Source organism: Gardnerella phocaeensis, assembly GCF_048545075.1.
GTDB lineage: Bacteria > Actinomycetota > Actinomycetes > Actinomycetales > Bifidobacteriaceae > Bifidobacterium > Bifidobacterium vaginale_J.
Genome location: NZ_JBKQXS010000001.1, coordinates 533,042 through 551,440, shown reverse-complemented (window position 1 = coordinate 551,440; position 18,399 = coordinate 533,042). Strand labels below are relative to the sequence as shown.

Genomic DNA, 18,399 nt, shown 5'->3' with positions numbered 1-18,399 from the left:
CAATTATCGCAATAATAATTTTTATTAATTTCGAAAATTTATATAGAGTAAATCACGCTAAAATGCATATAAATATGCAGAACCACTCACCTATTTCAATGCAAAATAAATAAGGCATAAAGTAGTGAAAATTATAAAAAATTATGTCACAAAAAAGACAGCATCACGCTGTCTGTCTGTCTGTCTGTCTGTCTGTCTGTCTGTCTGTCTGTCTGTCTGTCTGTCTGTCTGTCTGTCTGTCTGTCTGTCTGTCTGTCTGTCTGTCGAGGATTATATTTTTCATAATCTCAGTTTGTCAACCTCCGTTACCGAATTAACATGCGGAATTATAACAAACAAACTTGGCAAATTCCAGTGCTATGTACTGCATCAATAAACTCAAAACACACTACCAAATCCTAAAGTACCCAATCGCCGCAAATTCGCGCTTAATGACTACTTACGCCAAACAGAGACACTCGCACATAACACCAACTGCACCAGTGTCCCAAAACAAGCAAAATCAGACACTCGCGCAGAAAAGGTGTACATATCAAGGTATGACAAACACAAATCAAGTTTGACAAACTAAAATCCATTCGCTATAGTCATCACTTATCACCATTTCGACGAGTAAAGGAGTGCACATGTATCATACAAATATGATGACAAATTGTTGTTGTTATAACGTATGTTGTTGCGCATTTCTTAATCGAAATGATGTTTGCAAGCATTAAATATGCATAACATCTAGCCTGTGTTAAAAGCATTTACGTTAAAACACAGCAAATTACGATTCAAGAAACAGCGCGCTGTTTCTTTTTTTTTATGCCAAAATTCGAATATAAAATCTTGAAAATATAACAATTTAATACGGATTAAATATTAAAACGAATAAATGGCATTTTTAGAAACAACCAATAAGCAGAAGTCGCTTTATTAATAAAATTATTTTTTAAAAATTAAAAATAAACAAAATTAAACAAATTAAACAAAACAAACAACAAAAAACAAACAAGTAAGACAACAAACAAGTAAGGGGAAATATTATGTCTAACATCTACAAGTCCGTGCAAGAACTCGTAGGCCACACTCCACTTCTGGAACTTACTCACATTGAAAAAGAGTACAATCTAACAGCAAAAATCCTAGTAAAACTCGAATACTTCAACCCAGCAGGTTCCGTAAAAGACCGCATCGCAAAGCAGATGATTGAAGAAGCAGAAACCGCAGGAACTCTCAAGCCAGGCTCAGTAATTGTTGAGCCAACTTCCGGAAACACTGGCATTGGCCTTGCAATGATTGCACAAACAAAAGGATACAAAAGCATTATTGTGATGCCAGAAAGCATGTCTATTGAACGCCGAAAACTTATGAAAGCATACGGAGCAGAACTCGTACTCACTCCTGCTGCAGAAGGAATGAAAGGCGCTATTGCAAAAGCGAAAGAAATCGTTGAAAACACGCCAAACGCGTGGACTCCGGGACAGTTTACCAATCAAGCAAACGTGCACGCACACTACAACACAACCGGTCCAGAAATTTGGCAAGACACTGACGGAAACGTGGATATTCTGATTGCAGGCGTTGGAACAGGCGGTACAATCACCGGTACTGGCACATATTTAAAGGAACAAAATCCGCATCTTGAAGTAATTGCAGTTGAGCCAGCCGACTCTCCTGTGCTTGCAGGCGGCAAACCAGGAGCACACAAGATTCAAGGAATCGGCGCAGGATTCGTGCCAGATGTTCTCAACCAAAACATTTACGATCGCATTGCTCATGTAACAAATGAAGACGCAATTGAAAGCGGCAAGCTTATAAGCAAAAAAGAAGGCGTGCTAGTAGGCATTTCTTCTGGAGCTGCGGTTTGGACAGCAATTCAAGAAGCAAAAAGAGAAGAAAATGCGGGCAAAACCATTGTTGCAATACTTCCAGATTCAGGCGACCGATACTTGTCAACGCCTTTGTTTGCAGAATAATGCTATGCAATAATGATAATAATAAATGATGTTTTGAAAGTGCGCGTTTAGTAGATTTATAAGCGCACATTCTAACACTCTAATAAAACAAGCAAGAGAATAATAGGAGAAATGCATGAATGATCGCCTTGACCTTATAAACAAACTCAACTCAATTCATGATTCTGATATAAGGCAAGCTACATTCATACCTAATTACCGAAATATTATTGCGCTCATACATGCGACTCAGGTATTACTTTTGCCTGAGTTGCATGCTCACAATGTAAGCAACGATACTACGCAACTCAATGCTACTTTAAATACTGTTACCTCAAATGCGTTAGACACTATAGAACGCATTATATTCCACGAACTTCAATGCTACACAAACGACACAGTTAAAATTCGAGAAACTTGCAATCAATTTATAAGCACGCTTCCTGCAATTAAAAAGTTACTTTTAACAGATATTCAAGCAATATACGAAGGCGATCCTGCTTGCAAAAGCAAAGTAGAAGTTACGCTCGCATATCCCGGGTTTTATGCAATGCTTATTCACCGCACAGCTCACGCACTCTACGAGCTTAACGTGCCGCTAATTCCTAGACTTATGAGCGAATATGCTCACAGAAAAACCGGAATTGACATTCATCCAGGAGCAAAAATTGGTGCATATTTTTGCATTGATCACGGAACTGGCATTGTAATCGGCGAAACAACTGTAATCGGTGAACACGTTAAGCTTTACCAAGGAGTAACGCTTGGTGCAAAAAGCTTTGCGCTAGACGAGGACGGAAATCCTATAAAAGGCGGAAAGCGGCACCCAAATATTGGCGACAACGTAGTAATTTACGCAAATGCTACTATTCTTGGCGGCGAAACAACAATCGGAAGCGGAAGTATAATCGCAGCAAATGCGTGGATCAACCGCAGCATTCCTGCAAACACAACCTACCACTTCCCTAAAGCCTAATGCACGCTAAAAATACTGATTTCACTTCTACTATTTTATTTGCACGTCTGTTAGATTCATTTACAATAAGCATCCAAATATAATAAGCATCCAAATATAATAAAAGTGCGCGCTCATAAAAACGTAAGAACGTCAGAACGCGCACTAACAAGAATACTTAGCAAAAACTAGCAAAAGCTAGCAACACTAGCAACAGCTACTTTTTAAGCTGCACTGGCTCATGATCCTTGCCCATCGTAAACTTAAGACCTGCACGCTGCCACATGCGATATTCGCCAACCGCAGTAAAGAGAACATCCGTGGAAGAGTTAAGTGCAGTTTCGCAAGAATCCTGAATAACGCCAATAATAAGACCAATAGCAACTACTTGCATAGCGATATCGTTTGAAATACCAAACGACGAGCATGCAAGAGGTATAAGCAAAAGCGAACCACCAGCTACACCGGATGCGCCTGCAGCAGAAACTGCAGAAAGCACAGAAAGAATCACAGCAGTTGGAATATCAACGCTAATACCAAGCGTGTGAGCAGCGCACAAAGACATGATAGAAATAGTTATAGCAGCTCCACTCATATTAATAGTTGAACCAAGCGGTATTGAAACAGAGTAATTGTCTTTGTTAAATCCAAGCTTTTCGCACAAATTCATATTCACAGGAATATTTGCAGCAGAAGAACGCATGAAGAACGCTGTAACACCCGAATCGCGCAAAGTCCTAAAAACAAGAGGATACGGATTCTTGCCAGTAAGCACGAAAACCAAAATAGGATTAAGAATCAAAGCAACAACAGCCATAGTGCCTACTAACAAAGCAATAACGAAACCATACTCGCTAAAAATACGAAGACCGTTACTTGCAACTGTTGTATAGACAAGACCCATAATGCCAAAAGGCGCTGCGTTAATAATCCAGTGGACAATTTTTCCAATAGCAGATGAAACGTTATCGAAAAATGCTTTAGTAGAAGGCTCAGCTAAACGTAACGCAACACCGAAAGCAATTGCCCAGAAGAGGATACCAATAAAGTTACCTTTAACGAGAGCGTCTACAGGATTAACAACAATATTTAGCACAAGTGAATTAAGCACCTCACCAATTCCTTGAGGAGACGGAGAAGACGCTGCTGCAACATGAGCAAAAGTAAAATCAACAGGGAAAATCATAGCCGCACATACAGCTACAAGGCTTGCAGTAAACGTAGATAGCGCATACAGCCCTATTACCAATTTCATATTGCCAACACTTTTTGCTTGCGCAAGCGCACCAATAACTAGGCAAAATACCAAAATTGGCGCAACAGATTTAAGCGCACTGACGAAAAGTTTTCCCATAAGATCTAGCACATAGACTTGAGCTGGCACAAAAATACCAAGCGCAGCACCGAGAAAAAGACCAATTACAATGCGTAAAATAAGGTCAATGTTATTCCATTTTTGAATAATCTTGTGCATGAGAGTCTCCTGTATAGTAATTTGTGCAGAATGTTTTATACTCTTTTACGTGTATTAGCACTTGCAAGATTTTTATTTTTTAAAGATTATACATAAGGATGCATATATATGCAAATCGTTAAGTTTTAGCATTTTAGCAATGCTTTTTGCTTAAAAATAGTCCTTATTAATCGTCATTAATCGTCTAATCTGCATAGCTAGTGTTTGGCAACTATTTTGTAAAATAAGGTCAGAACGTACGTGGTAACAATACCAACAACAATTAACGAGGAGAACGTTAAAGACACACCTCTAGAAGTGTCTGTTTTACCTGCGCTCGCATGCTGTAATGCAATCATGTTGCTTACCTCTCGCGCTTTACGCGTTCTTCTTCAAGCATTTGAACGCCAAGCTCAACAGCTTTCTGTGAAGCTTCCTGTAATTGCGCATCCGTCATACCTGGCTTCCAAGGCTTTTCAAAAACAAACAGCAACACACTAGTAACCGCTGCGCCAATAATAATGCTTAGCAGTGTAGTATTTGAAACAAGCAATAAAGCAATACCAGAAGTCACCAGCAGCCTGAGCACAAAATCGATGATTCCAATAAGCAAATCACCAGACCCGTCATCCGGTCTACGATGCCTATCCCACTGCAGATACGCTGTACTTAGCAGCGAAAACACCACAACACTCAACGCGAGTATGACCACAGTTTCCCAACCTAGTACGCGGCGCCCTATGAACTGTTGTACGAGCAACGCAATAATCAGCGTGCAAATGCTAGCAACAGTTTCTGTAATCACATGACCCCAAAAAGCATGCTTGAAAAGCACTGGCCTTACATTCGTCTCACTCATCATCTCTCCTCTATATATTAATCCAATACCTTCTTGTTGTAACGTTTCCTCTTGATAAGCTATTTTTCACTTTGTTTTCTAAAATTCCACCATTATTTTCTATAACTTTTATTGATCCGATATTGTCATCATCGCATGTAATCAAAATTTTATGTAGACTCAAAGTCTCTTTACAATATGTAAGTGCCATAGAAAGCATTTTTGTTCCATAGCCCTTCATACATTCAGATTGCCTAACTTCGTACCCTATGTGACCACCATAGTTAATTAAAAAAGAATTTAATTCATGCCTAATATTAATTTCACCAATAAATTTTTCATTATCTATCAGCCAAAATGTAGTAGCTTTAACATAATTTTCAGGCAAATTTATACCATGTTCATAGTTATAAGAACTCTCTACAATTGTCTCAGGGTTTATAAAACGTCTTTCAGCATTCGGCCTAAAAATTTCATCTTCTTCATTTGCCTCTATATAACCTTGGATATATTTACTATCTGGTCTAATTAGTCGCATACGTGCTCCTTATTTTTTAATATGCAATTCTAATAAGAATGCAATTCTATTAAAATTAGAATCCATAATAGTCTGTTTAGCTTTAATAGTATTACTATTAAAAAAAACCACACATACAAGCTTTATTAAAGAAAAATTTTTTATTTTTCCAATTAGTATAGGGTTTTCGCATCCATAAAATTTTTCTTTTCCATAAATCACAGCTTTTACTAGAAAAATAGGGTTATTCCCCAATAATCAAATAATGTAGGGAACTTTTTTATTATTTTTACACCGTTTTGTTCCCCAAAATATAAGCAACTAAATCGCACAACTACTCGACAGCAAAATAGCAAAATTGCATCTAAAAAACGCGAGAAGCGAACCTAAAGCAGCTTACTTCACTACAGCTTTTCCATTCAAGCAGTGCACAGCATAGTGAGCATATCCATCTGTTTTGCGCCCAAGATTATTACAACCAAGATTAGCTTTATTCTTATCAGAAACCTCGCTAATACCATCCTCACAAACTACTTCAAGACATGCATCCTTAGGTACTTCTCCTTCTAAAACACTCGTACCATTTAACGTATCCACCATGCAAGAAGCAACAGCCTTAACATTATTCGCCACAAAATCGACGCTGAAAGTCACTTATTTCTTTCCTAGCCTCCACGCTTTGAGCACTACTTCTATTACTCCGTAAGTCAATGCAGCCAACGGCCAAACAATCCAACTTTTTCCCCAATCGGACGTGATGAAACTGTAGGCTAAATAAATGCAGACAATTATAAGCCAGTAAGCTTGGAGGAATAAGCTAATCTTTGCAGGATAGACAATCTTTTTCTTCGGTTGCAGCAAACGGCAATAGGACGAGCGGACAATATTCGCCTGTACGAATAAATAAACAGCTGCTGCAACTAAGGCAATAGCGATAACTACAAAAAAGCCGGATGAAAGTTGATAAAATTTCGGCGCTATATCCGAAATTATAAGAAAAATAAAGGCAGCCATGCATAAAACGACACCGCTGACCGTCCGTAGCACATACGACGGCATGAAACGTTCCAAGCGTTCTTTGAGCACACTGTCAACGCCGTAAGCCGTTTCAAAGTCCTCTTTTTCCAAATATTGATAACGCTTTCCATGGAAACTCTGAATAATAAAAATAGCTACAGCTACGGTAATAATCGCAACACTGAATGCTAAGCCCATAGTTTTACCGACTTGCGCATTTACTGTGTGAGAAAGCAAAAGATCACTGCCAACCAACGGGATTGCCGCCAGAATACAAAGAAGAACGCCTAGAGCAACATAGGCGGCAAATGATATTCTGTGAGCAATATAAGCAGAGGCTTCTTCCAACTCAATTACTCGCATGCGAACGCCGGCTTCTTCCTGGCAGGCATTTTCATCTGCATTGACGTTCTTCCCCATAACATCAATTTCATCTTTTACCAGAAGATCTGTACTAACACCAAACAAACGGCTCAATGCAATTATCCGTTCCATATCTGGGATACTTTGTGCGCCTTCCCATTTGGAAACAGCTTGGCGACTGACGCCCAATTTGTCCGCCAATTCTTCCTGCGACCAACCGTTTTGTTTACGCAGTTCCAATATTTTATCTGCTAAAATCATAAAAACATCTCCATTTCAAACTAGAATTCATCATGATTATGGTGAAATTATAGCTGAAACAGCAGTTGCGTAGTAGCAAGTGCAGTTGGCAATTGCCTTTAAAAGCGCAATTTCTGCCGACAAATGAGCGCAACCGACCGCCAATTCGTTTTCTCTCATGTTTGCACCGCGCTTTCTAATCATCTTCACTGATGCCGCCAATCGTCGGAACGAAAGTTCGCCAATCGTCGGAACGAAAGTTCGCCATCGGCTTTCTATTCGAGACACTTTGCGTCAGAGATTTGCGCATTTTTGCAAATTCTCTAGGCGGCGAAGTTTGCCACCCAAAAGGGCTAATTCCAAAAAGGAGCTCTAATGAACACATACCGCAAACTGTTTGCCTATATCCCACAATTTAAGGGTTTGGCTAGCGAAAAAACAACGCTGTTACGGCTTATAAATGGTTTAATTCAGCTCTTCTATCAAGGAAATGTAAAAGGGCAATATATTAAATTAAACGGTCGTTCATGCATGTTACACAAGATTGATTCATATGTAAGCCTGCGGTATCGTTAGAGAGACCTTAAGCCCACCATGTTTGCTTTTACTTATATCAACCGTTCCGTTATGAGAGTTAATAATCTGCTGAACAATCAGCAAACCCAAACCATGCCGTTGCTCTGCAGTACTTGTATCACAAATCATATAGTGCGGTTCATGATTAAGCTTTTCGATTTTTTCATCTGAAACACCTATACCGTTATCTTCAACACAAATAATACAATTATTATTATTATTTGCAGCAACGGATACATAAATCGTACACCCATTTTCATTATGAGATATGCTGTTCTGAATAAGATTAGATATTGCTCGTTTTAATAAATCTTTGTCTACATTAATATTGCAAACAGTCAATTCTGCGTCCGTTTCCCATTTAATCGAAAACTCATCTTGCATACTCATATTTATAAAGTCCACAACAACTTGCCTAACAACAGCAACAACATTTTCTTCTTTTTTCATAATTGGTTGCATATTGTATTCAAGTTTTGAAGCCAGATTAAGGTCATTAATCAAATTCTTCATTCTGGCACTTTGTTTAATAATCATCGTCGCTTTTTTACGATCTTCTTGCGAAATATGTAGAGAATTTTCTAACTGTCCCGCATATCCCATAACCATAGATAACGGCGTACGAATATCATGCGAAACCCCAGCTATCCAATTTGCTCTTGCAGTCTCCTTTTTTCTCAATTGTTCTTTTTGTATTTGCAAAATATCGGAAGCAGAATTTATGTTAGATGAAATTTCTGAAAGCGCTCCTGTTTCTGGAATATGCACGCTTTCTCCACTAGATAAACGTTGTATCCCTTTTGTAATCGGATTAATTGATTTTAGTAGTTTTATATTAGCTATTAAATAAATTCCAAGAATCAGCAAAATGTTGATAAATAATACGCTTAAAACAATCTGCGGAAAATTTGAGATTAAACTGTAGTTCCAACTTGGTCGCGTATGTTTCCAAAAGCTGTTGTGCGGAAATCCGACTACTACAACTCCATCCTTATTTTTGCCAGTGTAAGTTGGATAACCATCAATGTAACCAACGCTCAAATTAGCTATATCAGACAAAGTATAGTCGTTTGGAATACCCGCAGGAACATTTTCTGTTTTCCATACGACTTTCAACGTATTATTATCAATCAGAATTGCCCATGCGCCAGAATTTGTCAATTTGGAAGACATATTTTTGGATAATGCATAATCCCCACTTGCGGATAATTGTAATGCTTCTCCCGTCTCTTTTGCTATGCTATAAGGAGATATCTCTTTATCGGGTGCGTAATTCCCTATAAGTACAATAAACGCAATAATATTCATTAATACTATAAGCACAGAGCTTAGTAGAAAAATACTTATAAAGCGTTGTATTAGTTTTGGTATGCTTTTCATTCTGCTTTACTCCACAATCAGCTTATATCCTAAGCCTTTAACTGTTATTAAAGAAACAGGTTGCGATGGATTGAGTTCTATTTTTTCTCTGATACGACGTATATGTGCCATTAAAGAATTTTCATATCCAAAAGGATTAGCTCCCCATGCAGCTTCACATAACGCGTCAATTGTTACAATGCATCCAGCATTTCTATAAAGTGCAGAAAGTAAATCATATTCTTTGGCTGTGAGTGGAATATGTTCGTTATTTTTTATTACTTGGGCAGAAGAAAAATCAATCTGACTATTTTTCAGTTTAACAATGGGATTTTCGCTCTTGTAGCTTCGTCTTAAAATTGCCATAATGCGAAACGTTAGCTCTTTTGGAAGAAACGGCTTTACAATATAATCGTCTGCTCCTAAGTCAAATCCCTTAAACTTATCTTCATCTTCACCGCAAGCAGTAAGGAATAAAATAGGACAATCACTATATTGTTTTATCTGCTTCATTAACTCAAACCCATTACCGTCGGGGAGCATAACATCAAGGATTGCTAATTCTGGACGTAATTTTTGTGTTGACTCTACTGCATCTTTTATACTTTTTGCAGTCGTTATATTATAAAAACCGTATTCGTTTAATATGGATACAACCATATCTAGAAGTTCCTGCTCATCATCAACAAGTAGCAGATGCTTGTTCAATAAATAATCATTCCGATTCATGGAGAACCCCCTAACATATATTATGCCATGTGAATGTTCATTTTTTGACCTCGCATAAAAATGTAAGGTAGATGTAAGGTGAAGAGAATGTTGTAGAAAGGTTGACGCAATATCATAAATCCCGAAAGGAGATATTGCCATGAACAATATTATTACAACAGAACATTTAACAAAAAAATATAAGTCATTTATTGCTGTTAATGATGTTTCACTTCATATTCGCAAAGGTAGCATTTACGGCTTTCTTGGGCCAAATGGAGCTGGAAAATCTACAACAATGAAAATGCTCCTAGGGCTTACAGCTCCAACAAAAGGTGCATTTACAATCGACGGAAAACAGTTTCCTGCCGATCGCATACCTATTTTGAAAGAAATAGGCTCATTTATTGAATCACCATCTTTCTATGCAAATCTAACAGGTAGAGAAAATCTTGACATTATACGTCGCATTTTAGAACTACCTAAGAGTGCAGTTGATGACGCATTAGAATTAGTAGGTCTTTCTGAGTTTGCAGACCGTCTTGCAAAAAAATATTCGCTTGGCATGAAGCAAAGGCTTGGTCTTGCTGGAGCATTGCTTGGTAGACCACCTATTTTGATTTTAGATGAGCCAACAAATGGACTCGATCCATCTGGCATACATGAAATCCGAAATCTGATTAAGTCACTGCCAGATCTTTACGATTGCACGATTCTTATTTCTTCTCATATGCTATCCGAAATTGAGCTTATTGCAGATGATATTGGAATACTTAATCACGGACACTTGTTATTTGAAGGTAGTTTAGATGAACTACGACAGCATGCATTACGATCTGGTTTTGCTTCCGACAATTTGGAAGATATGTTCCTATCCATGATTGATGAAGACAATAAGATCAGGAAGCAGAGTGCACGACTATGAAAACGCTTGTAATCGAACTAAAAAAATGCAAGAGAACTGGCTTTATAGCTCTTATGATTGCTATTGGAGTTATGGGAGCAGCGTACGCTTTTGTGAATTTTATTGTACGAAAAAATACATTATTAAACCTGCCTTTAGCTCCTATGGATATTCTTCTCACACAGCTTTACGGCATGATTATGGTATTAAACATGTTCGGCATAATAGTCGCAGCATGCATTATCTACAACATGGAATTTAAGGGAAATGCAGTAAAAAGGATGCATATGCTGCCTATGAGCGTTCCTGCTATGTACCTATGCAAATTTATGCTGCTGACTGTTCTATTACTAATCGCTATTTGCATACAAAATTTAGCACTTGCAAAAATCGGTGTAACAGATTTGCCACAAGGCACGTTTAATGTAAGTACTCTTATATCTTTTGCTGCATATTCATTTATTACGTCAATGCCTGTATTGTCCTTTATGATTTTTGTATCATCACGATTTGAAAACATGTGGGTAACGCTTGGAATTGGTGTAGCAGGATTTTTAAGCGGCATGGCATTGGCTTCTTCAGACATTGTGCTTTTTATGGCATCACCTTTTATAGTTATGCTAAAACCAGCAGTTGCCATGAGCGCGCAACCTAATACTACGGTCGTAATCGTATCCATAGTTGAAACACTTCTGTTTTTATGTTCTGGATTGTGGGCGGCTAAGAACCTGCACTATGAATAAGGAGATTATGAAAATGAGATTTTTTGAACTTTTTAGAATCGAATTTAAGAAAGTAAAGCGTAGTAAAATTATTCCTTTGATTTTTATTGCGCCATTACTTGTGGTTGGATCTGGTGTAGCAAGCCTTCATAGCTACTTCACTCCAGAATGTACAAACGCATGGGCTGCTATGTTTATTCAAAGCGCATTAGTCTACTCATATTATCTGCTTCCGTTTAGTATGATTGTTATCTGCGTGATGATTGCAGGACGAGAAACAAGCAATAACGGAATACTAAAAATGCTGGCACTGCCTGTTAGCAGATACGCGATTTCTGCTGCAAAATTTTGCGTACTGCTATTTTATTTGCTTATGGAAATGGTCGTATTTTTTGCTGTATTCGTTATAGCAGGATTGTTTGCAACCAGTAGCACAGGAGTTACAGAAACGCTCCCAATTATGCATCTGCTAAAATGGTGTTTAGATCTGTTTTTGACTATGATTCCAAGCGTAATAGTCATGTGGGCGATTACTGTACTTTTTGAAAAGTCAATGTTATCCATTGGATTAAATATACTTCTTGTAATTCCTGGCGTATTAATAGCAAATACTCCACTTTGGATAGTTTATCCTTATTGTTACAGCGGATATATGGTTTCCCGCTCTCTACATGCAGTTACATCAACAGGATTAGGAAACGGCTTTAATCTTATACCATTTTTGCCATGTGCAATTGCAATATCTGTGTTTGTATTTTTGATTGCAATAACACAATTTGGTAAAAAAGAAATGAGATAACAAAAGATACTAAATAACAATGCAGAGAAATAACAAATGCAGATGTGATTAGCAAAAGCGCACCCAGCTAATCTGCGCTTGACATCATTTACAGTGCTCTCAATGTAGATTGAGAGCACTCGTAGTATTTATACACTTTTTTGAGTGCACACTATGGATAGTGGGTGCACTTTTTAACGATAGGAAAAGCTATCGTTAAAAAGTTTAAGATTGGCTTGATAGCGCGTTACATTACAATTCTTCCAGTTGTTTAGTCTGGTCTCTTCTCACGTAGATAACCGCGAGTATTTGAACTTCTTTTCTACTCTCATCAACACAAAAATAAACGTAATAATTTTTTAAGCGTATTCTTCTAAAACCAAGCTCACACCACGGTTGCTAATCATCGTTCAAGCTCTTCAAAAACATCATCTATCGGATAACTATCACCACGAACCGCCTGATCATAACCTTTAGCCATCAACGCGTTAAACGTTTTCTCATCCATATCATCTTGTGCCGGAAGCGACTTCGGAATAGTAAGCGAAAACGGAATACCCTTATTAAGAATGATTTGACGATAAAACATGTCAATAGCAGTAGCCCTAGAAATTCCAATAGTTTCCAAAATCTGCTCCGCCTGCTGCTTAATATTTTCTTGTATTCTCACATTCACATTCGCTGTTTTAGTAACTGCCATATCAACCAACCTCCATACACACATCATAAAATACTGTGTCGCATATTGCAATACAATTGCACGAATGGGATTTTTTGACTGATATATACACTTATAGAAAATATGGCGAAGAAAAGAAATGGTATGGAGCCTCTGTTGACTGCGCTTAGAATAAGAAAATCCACTTTATACAATGGATTCTTGTAAGACCAGTAGTCTCATATGTGTGAACATAAAAACATTAAGGTCTTAGAGCAGCAATAGGTATTACGCAAACACCATCATTTCTTTTGTAAGCAAAAGGCGCTTTGGCACATAAAACTGCCATAAATGAAGGTTTAGGCATGTTTTCAGTGTCTATTTTAGATGCTAAATCCTTTAAAGTTTTTGCACCATCCTCAATCAACTTATCTCCACCGAGCTTAATCTCAACTAGACCATAAGACCCATTTCTTAAATGAATTACCGCATCACATTCTAAACCATTCCTATCTCTATAATGATAAACTGTTCCCTCTAAATAATCCGTATAAATTCTTAAGTCACGAACACATAAATTTTCAAATAAAAATCCCATAGTTTTTAAATCATCTAATAAATCTTTTGGCCCAATTCCTAAAGCAGCAGTTGCAATGGATGGGTCTGAAAAATATCTAGTATCCGTTGTGCGTATGGACGCTTTAGATCTTAAATTTGGATTCCATGCAGGCGAGTCTTCTATCACGAACATTTTTCTTAGTGCATCAAGATAAGAATAAAGAGTCACTTGATCAAATGTATCCTCTTGATTGACCAACATATCTTGCCTTATCGTTTCTAGCGAGCTTTGCGAGCCCACATGCCTTGCGTAAGATTTAAGTAGTCTTTTTGCTTTTTCTTTATCTCTTTTTATCGAATCGACTCTACTAATATCTGTAGAAACAACGGATTCATAATAATCTATCGCTTGAAATAAAGACGGTTTTTCGTCTAAACCAATTGCTTTCGGCCATCCGCCTCTACATATTAAAAAGGCTATTTTTTCAAGACTGGTTTCATTAATAGACGAAATATTTTTATCTTCAAATAAATCTCTAAGAGAAACTTCACCGCTTGAGTCTTTTGATTCATACAAACTCATAGGTCGCATCAAAAGCCTAGAGATTCTACCTATGCCTGTATGCATAGAGTCATCAAATTCATTAGGCACCGCAGAACCCGTTAATATAAATTGGCCAAACTCATCCCTGTTGTCAACCTCATATCGCACTGCATTCCATATATTAGGCGCTATTTGCCATTCATCTATCAGCCTTGGAGCTTCTCCTTCAAGTAGAGTACTAGGAGAAAGTTCTGCCATTTGTTGATATTGTTTCGTCATATCAGGAAGATCCATAGATATAAAACTCTTAGCCTTTTGTTTTGCCGTTGTAGTCTTTCCGCACCATTTAGGCCCTTCAATTAAAACTGCTCCCTTTGCGTCTAATCGTTCTTCTAACAATTTATCTGCAATTCTGGGTAAATACTCCTTCATAATCTCCTCCGATGCCTATTCGTTAGGTAAACTTTATCAGCCATTCAAGTATTTGTCCAATTTTCATTCAAGTATTTGGCGAACTTTCATTCAAGTATTTGGCGAACTTTCATTCAAGTATTTGGCGAACTTTCATTCAAGTATTTGGCGAACTTTCATTCATACATTTGGACAATCACTATTCTATAGTTTGCATATTCGGTATAATCCCAAACAAGCAGCTTCTTAAACTCAGGAACCTTATTTTCTGGAATAACCAACAAGCCCCTACCATGAGAAATCAAATGATGTAGGGAAACTTTTTTATGATTATTGTGACGGTTTGTTCCCCAAAACATAAGCAACTAGAGCACACATAGGCTATACGTCATTTATAAAATAACTCTAAAATACTTAGGATTTATTTATCCTAAAATATATGCTATAATTCTCACAAAAATGGAGGTTCTTGATATGAATGTAAATACAGACACGCTTGTTTCTATTTCCGAAGCAAATCAAAACTTTTCTAAAGTTGCGCGACTTGTTGACACATACGGATCAGCTGTTATTTTGAAAAACAACGCTCCTCGCTACGTAATTTTAGAATTCCCAAAAGCCAAAACTGAAAAAGTTACTGTTCCAGCAGACGATGAAGTTATGGCTTTATCCAACATGTTCATCAAAAAGAACAAAAAGTCTATGAGGAACTTGCCAAATGAAGAACTGATCGATATTGTTCTCAAAGTTGCATCAGGCAAAGCAAATGAAAATGACCTTTACACTTGGATTAAAAACCACCAAGCCTAATACTCCAACATTCCGAAGAATTTTTAGAATATGCCAAACTCTATTTCGTGCGATTGATCAAAGTAGCGAACATAAAACACCACAACAGTATTACTTCACTACAGCTTTTCCATTCAAACAGTGCACGGCATAGTGAGCACATCCATCTGTTTTGCGCCCAAGATTATTACAACCAAGATTGACCTTATTCTTATCAGAAACCTCGCTAATACCATTCTCACAATCTACTTCAAGACATGCGCCTTTGGTAATTTCTCCTTCTAAAACACTCGTACCATTTAACGTATCCACCATGCAAGAAGCAACAACCTTAACATTATTCGCCACAGCAGAACCATTAAGACACTTTAGAAAAACATCATTCGCCTGAACATTCCTTGCTTCCACCCTGCCGTTATGAACTTCCGCATAAATCTTGTCAGCTTTAATATCTGTTACTAGTACTTGATTAGACTCAGCTTCAATCTCACAAAAATCAACACTCTCCGGCAACGAAATAATTACCTCAGGACTGCCTTTAGCAAGCCAATGCAACCAGTAAAAAGCCGACACTTTTTCTGTTTGAACAAGTTTTATACCATCTTGATTTTCATCAATCCCAAACACGTCTTTTTCACAATTAACACAACTAATACTAAAAGAATCAGCCCTTCTAACCGTTAAGCTAACATCTTTCGTTTTTGCTACAAACTTCCTACTATTCACCACTTGAACAACTCCCTTGTTAGCGAATTATCTATCTTAATTATACTTACGAATAAAAGTTTTAACAGTCAACAAGTGCGTTTAATACACCATCTTTTATTTCATTATTTTGCTTGTAACGCTCCCTGAGTTCTTTTATTCCTCCGATATAGTTTCACTGCAATTGCCGTGTAGAGAAACGCTCTATATTTAGAATATAATAGCACGTGATATTAAGAAATTCCACATCATGCGAAACGATAAAAATAATGCGTTTTTGGTTTTTAAGCGATTGAATGCAGTGCGATATGGCAAGCATGTTCTTATAATCCATGCCACTGGTTGGTTCATCAAAATACATGAGCGCCGCTCCATCAACCATGCTGGTAGCAATAGCAACACGCTGTTTTTGACCCCCAGATAAACTCATGGGATGCACATCTTTGAATTCACGGATGTTAAGTTGCTCTAATATAGAGTCTAGGGAAACTTCCGATATGTTTTTTTGTGTAAGTGTGAGCTCATGTTCAACTGATTCGCTAAAAAGCTGGCTGTTTACATCTTGCATTACTAGTGATGATAGCGAAATCCTCTTTCGTTTATTACACTGTTTATCCTGGTAAAACACTGTTTCTTTTGATTGTTTCATAACACCAATAAGGCTTTTAATAAAGCTTGATTTACCACAACCATTTTTTCCAACAATGCCATAAATATAGTTCGTTTGAAAGGCAAGATTGCCTACATGAAGATTGCATTGGTTGGCAAAGCTTAATTTGAGATTGTCTATACGTAGTGTTGGACAATTTTCTATTGTGTATGGTGGCAATTCAGGCAACGAGAGTGCCTCGTCAATATTGCTTCGCAGCCCGCGCGCATGCAACTCATCTGTACTCAAGCGAATAAATTCACTTTGTGTATAACAGTGTTTTATTTCTCCCTTTTCAATATGAATAAGCCTATCAAGTATTTCGCGTAGGTAATACAAGCGATGCTCAGCAATAAGCAACGTAATACCCTGTTCTTTTAAACGCCGAAGCATATTAGCAAGTATTTCAATATAGGTATGGTCTAAATTTGATGTAGGCTCATCAAGCAGTATAAGCTTGCAACCTGCAATATAGGAGCTTGCCAGGCATAAAATTTGTTTTTCGCCACCTGAAAGTTCAAAAATGCTTCTGTTAAGCAAGTGAGCAATCGGAAAAAGAGAAAGTAACTCTTGCAACCGCTCCTGCATATCCTTTTTAGACACTCCAGTGTTTTCCAGGAAAAACAGCAGCTCTTGCGTTGTATCGACGTTGAAAAAATGCGTTTTGGGATTTTGAAATACTGATGATACAAGCATTGCAATTTCGTAGATTTGCTTTTGAGCAAGCACGTCGCCATCAAGGGCGATGGTGCCTTCGATGCGCGCATTATCGTAGCGCATGCCTAATCCGTTTATGGCATTTATGATGCTTGATTTGCCGCTTCCGCTTTCGCCCGTCAAAACAACGCATTCACCTGGCGATACGTTAAGGTTGATAGAATGAACCACCTGGTTTTCATCGTAAAACACGCTTAGATCGCGCAGTGTAAGCATGCAATTCCTCCTGCAATTAGTGCCGCAACAATGCCCATATACAAAAAATCAACAACGCGAAAGCGAATGGTGGTGTAGCGCGTTTTGGTGCCGGGGTTGGATATGGCTTTGCACTCTGCGGCTTTGGTAATGTCGTCAGCAAGGTTGCACGACACAATCATCAGCGGCACGAATACGTACTCTAAATAGCGTGCTAGGTGGCGTTTAGAAATGTTGCGAATGCGCATAGCGGTGGTAATGGCGGCGCTTTCTTCTTTGAACGCTGGGAAAAAGCGAAACATCACCGCAAGGGGAATTGAGACGCATTGCGGCACTTTCAGCAGGTAAAGCGAGGACAGGATGGCGCTTACGCTTGAACCTTTCACCAGGAGCTTTCCCGCTAAATACGGCAGCATGAACAATTTTATCACCAAGCCGAAACACAAGAACATCTTCAGCACATCAGGCAGACTCGAAAGCGCGTCAAAATTCGGCACAAAACTAAGCAGCGTGTAAACAATTAGCGCTTTCAGCACGGTTGCGCGGTAGCCGTTCAGATACAGAAATACCAGCAGCGTAATAAACAGCGGAATTTCGGTAGGGAGGTGCTTAAAGACGCACAGCCCTGCCAGCACCAGCACCACGCATTTGCTGATGGGGTTTGGATTGAACGGGTGCGCGTGCGAGTCACAAAATGAATTGACGATTTCTGCGGCTGCTTGCGCGTTCTTCTGCGCGTTCGCTTCGCACGACGTGGCGCTGGTACTTTCGTTCTTGGTTGATATATGCATGTGAACAGCCAT

Annotated in this window: 16 protein-coding genes and 3 pseudogenes; 6 read left to right on the top strand and 13 right to left on the bottom strand. The window is 38.2% G+C overall.

Features of this window, described 5'->3' with window-relative positions:
* Positions 1 to 1,028: 1,028 nt before the first annotated feature.
* Together cysK and epsC are read left to right on the top strand one after the other, a co-directional pair.
* Positions 1,029 to 1,961: a cysteine synthase A gene (gene cysK, locus ACJV2T_RS02415; RefSeq protein ID WP_415686957.1), complete on the top strand. Its 933-nt coding sequence runs from the start codon at positions 1,029 to 1,031 to the stop codon at positions 1,959 to 1,961.
* 115 nt (positions 1,962 to 2,076) lie between these two features.
* Complete coding sequence (gene epsC, locus ACJV2T_RS02410; protein WP_415683459.1) at positions 2,077 to 2,916, top strand: serine O-acetyltransferase EpsC; 840 nt, start codon at positions 2,077 to 2,079, stop codon at positions 2,914 to 2,916.
* 196 nt (positions 2,917 to 3,112) lie between these two features.
* Here the strand turns inward: epsC and sstT are convergent, their stop codons facing one another.
* From sstT to ACJV2T_RS02375, 7 genes and pseudogenes are all read right to left on the bottom strand, one after another.
* Complete coding sequence (gene sstT, locus ACJV2T_RS02405) at positions 3,113 to 4,369, bottom strand: serine/threonine transporter SstT (RefSeq protein WP_415683458.1); 1,257 nt, start codon at positions 4,367 to 4,369, stop codon at positions 3,113 to 3,115.
* A 224-nt stretch (positions 4,370 to 4,593) separates the two neighbouring features.
* Positions 4,594 to 5,207: pseudogene (locus ACJV2T_RS02400) on the bottom strand (hypothetical protein); the annotation flags it as partial.
* Between the two features lie 10 nt (positions 5,208 to 5,217).
* A complete protein-coding gene (locus ACJV2T_RS02395) occupies positions 5,218 to 5,724 on the bottom strand; it encodes a GNAT family N-acetyltransferase (RefSeq protein WP_415683457.1) in 507 nt (168 codons plus the stop codon).
* Positions 5,725 to 6,099: 375 nt separating this feature from the next.
* A pseudogene (locus tag ACJV2T_RS02390) lies at positions 6,100 to 6,336 on the bottom strand (DUF4097 family beta strand repeat-containing protein); the annotation flags it as partial.
* Between the two features lie 21 nt (positions 6,337 to 6,357).
* Positions 6,358 to 7,344 carry a helix-turn-helix domain-containing protein gene (locus ACJV2T_RS02385; protein WP_419399022.1) on the bottom strand — a complete coding sequence of 329 codons (987 nt, stop codon included), beginning with the start codon at positions 7,342 to 7,344 and terminating at the stop codon, positions 6,358 to 6,360.
* A gap of 528 nt (positions 7,345 to 7,872) precedes the next feature.
* A complete protein-coding gene (locus tag ACJV2T_RS02380) occupies positions 7,873 to 9,279 on the bottom strand; it encodes a sensor histidine kinase (RefSeq protein ID WP_419399021.1) in 1,407 nt (468 codons plus the stop codon).
* A 6-nt stretch (positions 9,280 to 9,285) separates the two neighbouring features.
* A complete protein-coding gene (locus ACJV2T_RS02375) occupies positions 9,286 to 9,987 on the bottom strand; it encodes a response regulator transcription factor (RefSeq protein ID WP_419399020.1) in 702 nt (233 codons plus the stop codon).
* Between the two features lie 139 nt (positions 9,988 to 10,126).
* On the opposite strand from ACJV2T_RS02375, the gene ACJV2T_RS02370 reads away from it, so the two are divergent.
* Genes ACJV2T_RS02370 through ACJV2T_RS02360 form a run of 3 tightly spaced genes read left to right on the top strand, consistent with a single transcriptional unit; the run spans position 10,127 to position 12,391 of the window.
* Positions 10,127 to 10,891, top strand: a complete 765-nt coding sequence (locus ACJV2T_RS02370; RefSeq protein WP_419399019.1) for an ABC transporter ATP-binding protein — start codon at positions 10,127 to 10,129, stop codon at positions 10,889 to 10,891.
* Positions 10,888 to 11,613, top strand: a complete 726-nt coding sequence (locus ACJV2T_RS02365) for an ABC transporter permease (RefSeq protein ID WP_119527491.1) — start codon at positions 10,888 to 10,890, stop codon at positions 11,611 to 11,613. The genes ACJV2T_RS02370 and ACJV2T_RS02365 overlap by 4 nt, the downstream gene beginning before the upstream one ends.
* A gap of 13 nt (positions 11,614 to 11,626) precedes the next feature.
* A complete protein-coding gene (locus ACJV2T_RS02360) occupies positions 11,627 to 12,391 on the top strand; it encodes an ABC transporter permease (protein ID WP_419399018.1) in 765 nt (254 codons plus the stop codon).
* A gap of 382 nt (positions 12,392 to 12,773) precedes the next feature.
* Here the strand turns inward: ACJV2T_RS02360 and ACJV2T_RS02355 are convergent, their stop codons facing one another.
* The 3 genes from ACJV2T_RS02355 to ACJV2T_RS02345 all read right to left on the bottom strand — a co-directional run bounded on the left by ACJV2T_RS02355 (position 12,774) and on the right by ACJV2T_RS02345 (position 14,900).
* A complete protein-coding gene (locus ACJV2T_RS02355; RefSeq protein WP_019261611.1) occupies positions 12,774 to 13,070 on the bottom strand; it encodes a type II toxin-antitoxin system RelB/DinJ family antitoxin in 297 nt (98 codons plus the stop codon).
* A 220-nt stretch (positions 13,071 to 13,290) separates the two neighbouring features.
* Entirely contained in the window at positions 13,291 to 14,562 is a 1,272-nt protein-coding gene (locus ACJV2T_RS02350) for an ATP-binding protein (RefSeq protein ID WP_419399017.1), read from the bottom strand.
* Between the two features lie 155 nt (positions 14,563 to 14,717).
* Positions 14,718 to 14,900, bottom strand: a complete 183-nt coding sequence (locus tag ACJV2T_RS02345) for a hypothetical protein (RefSeq protein WP_415683450.1) — start codon at positions 14,898 to 14,900, stop codon at positions 14,718 to 14,720.
* Positions 14,901 to 15,015: 115 nt separating this feature from the next.
* Between ACJV2T_RS02345 and ACJV2T_RS02340 the strand changes: the two are divergent.
* Positions 15,016 to 15,263, top strand: a pseudogene (locus ACJV2T_RS02340) (type II toxin-antitoxin system Phd/YefM family antitoxin).
* Positions 15,264 to 15,441: 178 nt separating this feature from the next.
* Here the strand turns inward: ACJV2T_RS02340 and ACJV2T_RS02335 are convergent.
* The 3 genes from ACJV2T_RS02335 to ACJV2T_RS02325 all read right to left on the bottom strand — a co-directional run bounded on the left by ACJV2T_RS02335 (position 15,442) and on the right by ACJV2T_RS02325 (position 18,399).
* Positions 15,442 to 16,059, bottom strand: a complete 618-nt coding sequence (locus ACJV2T_RS02335) for a hypothetical protein (protein ID WP_419399016.1) — start codon at positions 16,057 to 16,059, stop codon at positions 15,442 to 15,444.
* Positions 16,060 to 16,210: 151 nt separating this feature from the next.
* A complete protein-coding gene (locus ACJV2T_RS02330; protein ID WP_419399015.1) occupies positions 16,211 to 17,617 on the bottom strand; it encodes an ABC transporter ATP-binding protein in 1,407 nt (468 codons plus the stop codon).
* Positions 17,596 to 18,399, bottom strand: a complete 804-nt coding sequence (locus ACJV2T_RS02325) for an energy-coupling factor transporter transmembrane component T (RefSeq protein WP_415686965.1) — start codon at positions 18,397 to 18,399, stop codon at positions 17,596 to 17,598. The genes ACJV2T_RS02330 and ACJV2T_RS02325 overlap by 22 nt, the downstream gene beginning before the upstream one ends.

Coding starts and splice junctions, on each gene's coding strand:
- cysK (WP_415686957.1), top strand. CDS start 1,029: ATGTCTAACATCTACAAGTCCGTGCAAGAACTCGTAGGCCACACTCCA.
- epsC (WP_415683459.1), top strand. CDS start 2,077: ATGAATGATCGCCTTGACCTTATAAACAAACTCAACTCAATTCATGAT.
- sstT (WP_415683458.1), bottom strand. CDS start 4,369: ATGCACAAGATTATTCAAAAATGGAATAACATTGACCTTATTTTACGC.
- ACJV2T_RS02395 (WP_415683457.1), bottom strand. CDS start 5,724: ATGCGACTAATTAGACCAGATAGTAAATATATCCAAGGTTATATAGAG.
- ACJV2T_RS02385 (WP_419399022.1), bottom strand. CDS start 7,344: ATGATTTTAGCAGATAAAATATTGGAACTGCGTAAACAAAACGGTTGG.
- ACJV2T_RS02380 (WP_419399021.1), bottom strand. CDS start 9,279: ATGAAAAGCATACCAAAACTAATACAACGCTTTATAAGTATTTTTCTA.
- ACJV2T_RS02375 (WP_419399020.1), bottom strand. CDS start 9,987: ATGAATCGGAATGATTATTTATTGAACAAGCATCTGCTACTTGTTGAT.
- ACJV2T_RS02370 (WP_419399019.1), top strand. CDS start 10,127: ATGAACAATATTATTACAACAGAACATTTAACAAAAAAATATAAGTCA.
- ACJV2T_RS02365 (WP_119527491.1), top strand. CDS start 10,888: ATGAAAACGCTTGTAATCGAACTAAAAAAATGCAAGAGAACTGGCTTT.
- ACJV2T_RS02360 (WP_419399018.1), top strand. CDS start 11,627: ATGAGATTTTTTGAACTTTTTAGAATCGAATTTAAGAAAGTAAAGCGT.
- ACJV2T_RS02355 (WP_019261611.1), bottom strand. CDS start 13,070: ATGGCAGTTACTAAAACAGCGAATGTGAATGTGAGAATACAAGAAAAT.
- ACJV2T_RS02350 (WP_419399017.1), bottom strand. CDS start 14,562: ATGAAGGAGTATTTACCCAGAATTGCAGATAAATTGTTAGAAGAACGA.
- ACJV2T_RS02345 (WP_415683450.1), bottom strand. CDS start 14,900: ATGTTTTGGGGAACAAACCGTCACAATAATCATAAAAAAGTTTCCCTA.
- ACJV2T_RS02330 (WP_419399015.1), bottom strand. CDS start 17,617: ATGCTTACACTGCGCGATCTAAGCGTGTTTTACGATGAAAACCAGGTG.
- ACJV2T_RS02325 (WP_415686965.1), bottom strand. CDS start 18,399: ATGGCTGTTCACATGCATATATCAACCAAGAACGAAAGTACCAGCGCC.